This is a genomic window from Tepidimonas aquatica, assembly GCF_007556585.1.
GTDB lineage: Bacteria > Pseudomonadota > Gammaproteobacteria > Burkholderiales > Burkholderiaceae_C > Tepidimonas > Tepidimonas aquatica.
Genome location: NZ_VJNA01000052.1, coordinates 1 through 5,818, shown reverse-complemented (window position 1 = coordinate 5,818; position 5,818 = coordinate 1). Strand labels below are relative to the sequence as shown.

At 64.5% G+C, this 5,818-nt stretch carries 7 protein-coding genes and 1 pseudogene; 3 read left to right on the top strand and 5 right to left on the bottom strand.

All coding sequences use genetic code 11. The features are described from left to right. The 3 genes from Taqua_RS12575 to soxX all read left to right on the top strand — a co-directional run. A partial coding sequence (locus Taqua_RS12575) for a thiosulfate oxidation carrier complex protein SoxZ (protein ID WP_185969634.1) occupies positions 1 to 175 on the top strand: 175 nt, incomplete at its 5' end. A 37-nt stretch (positions 176 to 212) separates the two neighbouring features. Continuing rightward, entirely contained in the window at positions 213 to 1,016 is an 804-nt protein-coding gene (gene soxA / locus Taqua_RS12570) for a sulfur oxidation c-type cytochrome SoxA (protein ID WP_425472599.1), read from the top strand. A 15-nt stretch (positions 1,017 to 1,031) separates the two neighbouring features. After that, on the top strand, positions 1,032 to 1,682 hold the full coding sequence (gene soxX, locus Taqua_RS12565; protein WP_144326932.1) for a sulfur oxidation c-type cytochrome SoxX: 651 nt from the start codon (positions 1,032 to 1,034) through the stop codon (positions 1,680 to 1,682). Between the two features lie 88 nt (positions 1,683 to 1,770). On the opposite strand, the gene Taqua_RS12560 is transcribed toward soxX, so the two are convergent. From Taqua_RS12560 to Taqua_RS12540, 5 genes and pseudogenes are all read right to left on the bottom strand, one after another. Beyond that, positions 1,771 to 2,496, bottom strand: coding sequence for an ABC transporter ATP-binding protein (locus tag Taqua_RS12560; protein ID WP_144326931.1), 726 nt, complete (start codon positions 2,494 to 2,496; stop codon positions 1,771 to 1,773). Next, on the bottom strand, positions 2,493 to 3,245 hold the full coding sequence (locus Taqua_RS12555; protein WP_144326930.1) for an ABC transporter ATP-binding protein: 753 nt from the start codon (positions 3,243 to 3,245) through the stop codon (positions 2,493 to 2,495). Before Taqua_RS12555 ends, Taqua_RS12560 begins: the two co-directional genes overlap by 4 nt. Continuing rightward, the gene (locus Taqua_RS12550; protein ID WP_144326929.1) at positions 3,235 to 4,287 is read right to left on the bottom strand and encodes a branched-chain amino acid ABC transporter permease; all 1,053 of its coding nucleotides are present in this window, start codon (positions 4,285 to 4,287) and stop codon (positions 3,235 to 3,237) included. Before Taqua_RS12550 ends, Taqua_RS12555 begins: the two co-directional genes overlap by 11 nt. Before the next feature lie 40 nt (positions 4,288 to 4,327). Then, positions 4,328 to 5,191 (bottom strand): branched-chain amino acid ABC transporter permease, encoded by an 864-nt coding sequence (locus Taqua_RS12545; RefSeq protein WP_144326928.1) that lies wholly within the window; start codon positions 5,189 to 5,191, stop codon positions 4,328 to 4,330. 31 nt (positions 5,192 to 5,222) lie between these two features. After that, a pseudogene (locus Taqua_RS12540) lies at positions 5,223 to 5,690 on the bottom strand (ABC transporter substrate-binding protein); the annotation flags it as partial. Positions 5,691 to 5,818 lie beyond the last annotated feature (128 nt).

The following is a 5,818-nucleotide window of genomic DNA, read 5'->3' as shown; positions in this document are numbered from 1 at the left end:
CGTGGTGGCCACGCACAATGGCAAGGAAGTGCTCAAGGCGCAGTGGAGTGGGGCGGTGTCGCAAAACCCGTTTTTGAGCTTCAAGTTCAGGGGTGGGGCCAAGGGCGACAAGGTGGTGATCAAGTGGACCGACAACAAGGGCGAGTCCCGCACCGACGAAGCCACCATCGCCTAATCCTTGGGCAGGTCTTCAAAAAACCAGGAGTCGTACCATGATCAAACAAATGGTGTGCGTCGGCGCTGCCGCGCTGGCTGTTGTGGGTGCCGCGTGGGCCCAGGACATCGATGCGTCCAAGGGCATCGAGGCCTACCGCGCGATGCTGCAAGACGGTAACCCGGCCGAGTTGTACGAGGCCAAAGGCGAGTCGTTGTGGAAGCAAAAGCGCGGACCTAAAAACGTTTCGCTGGAACAATGCGACCTCGGCAAGGGACCGGGCGTCGTCAAGGGCGCGTTCGTCGAGCTGCCGCGCTACTTTGCCGACGCGGGCCGTGTCATGGACCTGGAGAGCCGCATCGTGTGGTGTATGGAAAGGCTGCAGGGTCTGGACGTCAGCGAGGTGAGCACGCGCAACTTTGGCCAAGGGCTGACCGCCGACGTGGTGGCCATCGCCACCTGGGTGGCGGCGGAATCCCGCGGGCTGCCGTTCAACCTGCCGCAGCAGCACCAGGCCGAGCGCGACATGTATGAAATCGGCAAGCGGCTGTTTTTCATGCGCGGGGGTACGCACGATTTTTCGTGCGCCAGCTGCCACGGCGAAGATGGCAGACGCATCCGCTTGCAGGACCTGCCGAACCTGACGAAAAACCCTGGGGATGGCGTGGGTTTTGCCGCTTGGCCGGCGTACCGCGTCTCCAACGGTCAGATGTGGAGCATGCAACACCGCCTGAACGACTGTTATCGGCAGCAGCGTTTCCCTGAGCCCAAATTCGGCAGCGACGTAACCGTCGCGTTAGGCGTGTACATGGGCGTCAATGCCAAGGGCGCCAAGAACGCTGCCCCGACCATCAAGCGCTGAATGAGGAGCTCTGCCATGACAAAACAGATGTTTGCTGTGAGCCTGACTGCGTTGGCTGCGGTGCTCGCCGGTTGTTCATCGGGTCCTACGGCTGAACACTACGATCAGATGACGCAAAAAGTGATCGCCAGCTCGTTCACCAACCGCGGCATCGCCACACTCGATCGCCTGGAGCAGGATGAGGCCCGCAAAGCCTGCTGGGAGTCCGAGGTGACTGGCAAGCCACTGGATGAGAAGGTGGCCAAGGCCATCGAGGAAGCTGCGCTGAAGTCCGTCAAGTGGCCCAGTGACGGCAAGTTCCTGGGTGACTGGAAGGAAGGCGAAAAAATCGCCCAGAGCGGCCGCGGGTTGACCTGGTCTGACAACGAAAAAACCGTCAACGGCGGCAATTGTTACAACTGCCACCAAATTGACAAAAAAGAAATTTCGTATGGCACGCTGGGGCCGAGCCTGTGGAACTACGGCAAGATGCGTGGGGTGACCGACCCCAACAGCCCGGCAGCCAAGCCCATCATCGAGTACACTTGGGCCAAGATCTGGAATTCGCGCGCGTTCAACGCCTGCACGAAGATGCCCAGCGCCGGTCACCGCGGCATTTTGAACGAGCAGCAAATCAAGCACGTGATGGCGCTGCTGCTGGATCCAAAGTCGCCCGTGAACCAGTGATGGCCGGACTGTGGGCCCGCACCACCGGTGCCCGCAGCCAGCCCGAAACCCCGCCGCGTTGCGGCGGGTTTTTTTGCCTCGATGGGGGTTAGACCCCCAGGTGCAGGGCCACCAGGTCGGGCTGCGCGCGCAGCGTATGGGAGTCGCCCTCGAACACGACGCGGCCTTTGACGAGGATCAGGTTGCGGTCCGTGATTTGGGTGACATGACGCCAATTTTTGTCGACGATGATGCTGCTGATACCGCTGGCGCAGATCAGTCCGCAGATGCGCCAGATTTCGCGCGCGATCAGTGGGGCCAAGCCTTCGGTGGCTTCGTCGAGGATCAGCACGTCGGGGTTGGTCATTAGGGCCCGTCCGATGGTGAGCATTTGCTGCTCCCCACCGCTGAGCTGCTGGCCGCCGTGATCGAGGCGCTCGGCCAGGCGCGGAAACGTCTCCAGCACCCGCTCGAACGTCCATTCCCGGCGACCATCGCTGCCAGGGCGCGCGGCCATCAGCAGATTTTCCCGCACACTCAGGTTGGCAAAAATGCCACGCCCTTCAGGCACGTAGGCCACGCCGAGGCGCGCCACCTGATGGGTGGCCAACCGGCGCAGGTCATGCCCTCGGATCTGCACCTGTCCGCCGCTGGGCCGCACCAACCCCATGATGGTCTTCAGCAGCGTCGTTTTACCCATGCCGTTGCGGCCCATCAGTCCAATCGTCTCGCCGCGCCGAACCACCAGGTTGACACCGTGCAGGATATGGCTGGCACCATAGTGCGTGTGCACCCCGCGCACGTCGATCAGCGGCTCGTCAGTGGTGTGGGTCATCCTTCCTCCCCCAAATAGGCGGCTTGGACGGCAGCATCGGCGCGGATCTCGGCCGGGGTGCCGCTGGCGATGACACGGCCGTTGACCATCACGGTCAGGACGTCGGCCAACGCAAACACGGCGTCCATGTCGTGTTCGACCAACATCACGGCGTGGTCACGTTTGAGTTCGGCGAGCAGCTCCACCACGCGCTCGGCCTCGGCGGTGCCCATGCCGGCCAGCGGCTCGTCCAACAGCAACACCTGGGGCTCGGTGGCCAACGCCAAGGCAATTTCCAACTGGCGCTGCTCGCCGTGGCTCAGCGCTGCCGCGGGCCGCTGACGCCGGGCCGACAGGCGCGCCAACGCCAGGGCCCGTTCAGCACGGGCGTTGACGTCCGCCTGCTGATCGGCACGCCGCCACCAGGCCCATGCCCGTGGTGTGCGCGCCTGGGCGGCCAGACGGACGTTGTCCCACACGGTCAGCGGGGCAAAGATGTTGGTGCGCTGGTAGCTACGCGCCAGGCCGCGGCGGGCGATGGCCTCGGGGCTGGCACCGGTGACATCGTGGCCATGCAGCTGCAGCGTGCCGTGGGTAGGGGCCAGGTCGCCGCTGAGCAGGTTCGTCAGCGTCGATTTACCGGCCCCATTGGGTCCGATGACGGCGTGCACCTGCCCGCGCCGCAGCGACAGGGAAACGCCGTCCACGGCGACCAAGCCGCCAAAGCGACGGGTCAGGCCATGGGCCTGGAGCAGCACGTCACCGCCCATGGTGCGTCTCCGGCACGCTGAGCGCGGGCGCGTCATCCGCCAACGCGGTCGGGCGCCGCACCGTCTGGGCGCGGCGCTGGGCATCGTGCAGCAACCCCAGCAAGCCGCGCGGGGCCACCAGCACCACCAACACAATGAACGCACCCACCAGCAACTGCCAGTGTTTCGTCGCGTCCTTGGCCAGGTGCAGCAGCCACTCGAAGGCAAAGGCACCGACGATGGCCCCCGCAAAGTTGCCCATGCCGCCCAAAATCACCATCATGACCGCATGCGCACTGTGGTGAAAGCCAAGCAGCTCGGGGTTGACAAACCCGGTTTGCAGCGCCCACAGGTACCCGGCTAATCCAGCCAGTGCCCCCGCTACCGTAAACGCGGCCAGCTTGTATGCGAACGTGTTGTAGCCCAGCGCCCGCATGCGGTGTTCATTGATACGGATGCCCACCAGCACACGCCCCAGCGGAGAGAACAACAGGCGCCGTAGCGCAACGTACGCCGCCACCAGCACCGCCAGCACGACGTGGTACAGCACCCGTGGGTTGTCCAGATCCAGCCAGCGCGTCTGGCCCCATTCGATGACCGGACGCATCATCACGTACAGCCCGTCGGAGCCGCCGAACGCTTGGTTGTCGAACACGGCGTAGTACAGCATCTGGGCAAACGCCATCGTCACCATGATGAAGTAGATGCCGCGCGTGCGCACGACGAAAAAGCCGATGACCAACGCCGCCAGCGCGCTGGCTCCGACGGCCAGCGGCAAGGTCCACCAACTGGGCGGCTGGTCAGGCGGGGCGGTCAGCGCCAACACGTAACCCGCCAGACCAAAAAACGCCGCGTGGCCCAGCGAGACCAGGCCCGTAACGCCTTGCAGCAAGTCCAGGCTCATCGCAAACAGCGCCAGCACCATCATCTGGGTCAGCAGTTGCAGGTAGTAGCGCTCGTTGTCCAGTCCGAGCCAGGGCAGCGCCAACAGCACCGCCAGGCCCAAGGCCAGCACGGCGTGCAGGACGCGGGGTAGGTGTTCGAGGTGGGCGCGCGCCGTCATCGCGGTGTCTCCGAGGGTTAGGGAGTCAGGGGACAGGCGTTCACTGGCGGAACAAGCCTTCGGGGCGCCACAGCAGCACGGCAGCCATCAGCATATAAACGAGCACACTGGCCAGCTGCGGCAGCAGCACCTTGCCGAAGGTGTCCACCAGCCCCACCAGCAAGGCGGCAACGAACGCCCCCCGCACCGAACCGATGCCGCCAATGACCACGACGACAAAGCACATGATCAGCACCGGCGCGCCCATGTTGGGGTAGACGCTGGCCAGCGGCGCCGCCACCATGCCGGCCAGCACCGCCAACGCCACCCCCAGCGCGAACACCACACCGTGCAGCAGGCGCATCGGGATGCCCAGCGCCTCGGCCATCGTGGCGTCGAACGCGCCGGCGCGGATCATCATGCCCAGCTTGGTGCGGGTGATCAGCAGGTACAGTGCCAGAGCCAACAGCACGCACAGCCCCATCACGAACAGCCGGTACACCGGGTACGACAGCGTGTCGGTGAGCGCCACAGAGCCCTCCAGCACGGGCGGCACCGCCACCGCATGCACGTCGTCGCCCCACAGAATCGAGCGCAGCTCTTCGAACAGGTAGATTAGCCCGAACGTGAGCAGTACCTGATCCAGGTGGTCGCGCTGGTAGAAGTGACGCAGCAGCGCCCACTCCAGCAGCCAGCCCAGCGCCAGCGCCAGCGGCGCGCCGACCACGATGGCCCACAGCAGGTTGCCCAAAGACTGCACCAACCACCAGGCCAGGTACGCGCCCAGCATGTAAAAGCTGCCGTGCGCCAGGTTGACCACCCCCATGATGCCGAAAATGAGGGTCAACCCTGCCGCGAGCATGAACAGCAGCAGCCCGTACTGCAGGCCGTTGAGCAGTTGAATCAGGAATTCGGTCAGGCCCATGGGGTGCAGCTCGTCATGGCGGGGGGCAAAGTCACGCCATCCGGCAACTCGGGGCGGGGTCTTCGACCGCCCTGGCGGCCACGCCGATGACCTTGTTGTCGCGCCCGCGCACCTGGCGCAGGTAGATGTCCTGGATCGGGTTGTGCGCCTTGCTCATGCGCCAGGAACCGCGCGGGCTGTCAATCACGGCGTTTTCCATGGCGGTCTGCACCGCCTTTTTGTTGCCAAGGTCACCCCCCACGGTCTTGGCCGCTTGCGCCAGCAGCAAGCCCGTGTCGTAGCCCTGCACGGTGTACACGTCGGGCTGCATCTTGAACGTTTTGGCATACTGCAGTCGGAACTGCTTGTTGCGTGGGGTATCGAGCGAGTCCGCGTAGTGCAGCGTCGTGATGACGCCCTCGGCAGCGTCGCCGGCCGCTTCCAGCACACCTTCGGTCAGGAACCCCGAACCGTACAGCGGGATCGTCCGGTTGAGGCCGGCAGCGGCGTAGTCGCGTAGGTGTCAGGTCCCGGACGATTGCATTGATCCGCGACGTCGTGCATTATTCATAGGTCGCGAGACGATGCGTGAGCTGATCGAGGAACTACGGAGGCAAAAGTCATGATGGTTCGACTGCACAAGAACGC

What these genes read in the sequence shown, in the direction of transcription:
- soxA (WP_425472599.1), top strand. Translation starts at nt 213, where the DNA reads ATGATCAAACAAATGGTGTGCGTCGGCGCTGCCGCGCTGGCTGTTGTG.
- soxX (WP_144326932.1), top strand. Translation starts at nt 1,032, where the DNA reads ATGACAAAACAGATGTTTGCTGTGAGCCTGACTGCGTTGGCTGCGGTG.
- Taqua_RS12560 (WP_144326931.1), bottom strand. Translation starts at nt 2,496, where the DNA reads ATGACCCACACCACTGACGAGCCGCTGATCGACGTGCGCGGGGTGCAC.
- Taqua_RS12555 (WP_144326930.1), bottom strand. Translation starts at nt 3,245, where the DNA reads ATGGGCGGTGACGTGCTGCTCCAGGCCCATGGCCTGACCCGTCGCTTT.
- Taqua_RS12550 (WP_144326929.1), bottom strand. Translation starts at nt 4,287, where the DNA reads ATGACGGCGCGCGCCCACCTCGAACACCTACCCCGCGTCCTGCACGCC.
- Taqua_RS12545 (WP_144326928.1), bottom strand. Translation starts at nt 5,191, where the DNA reads ATGGGCCTGACCGAATTCCTGATTCAACTGCTCAACGGCCTGCAGTAC.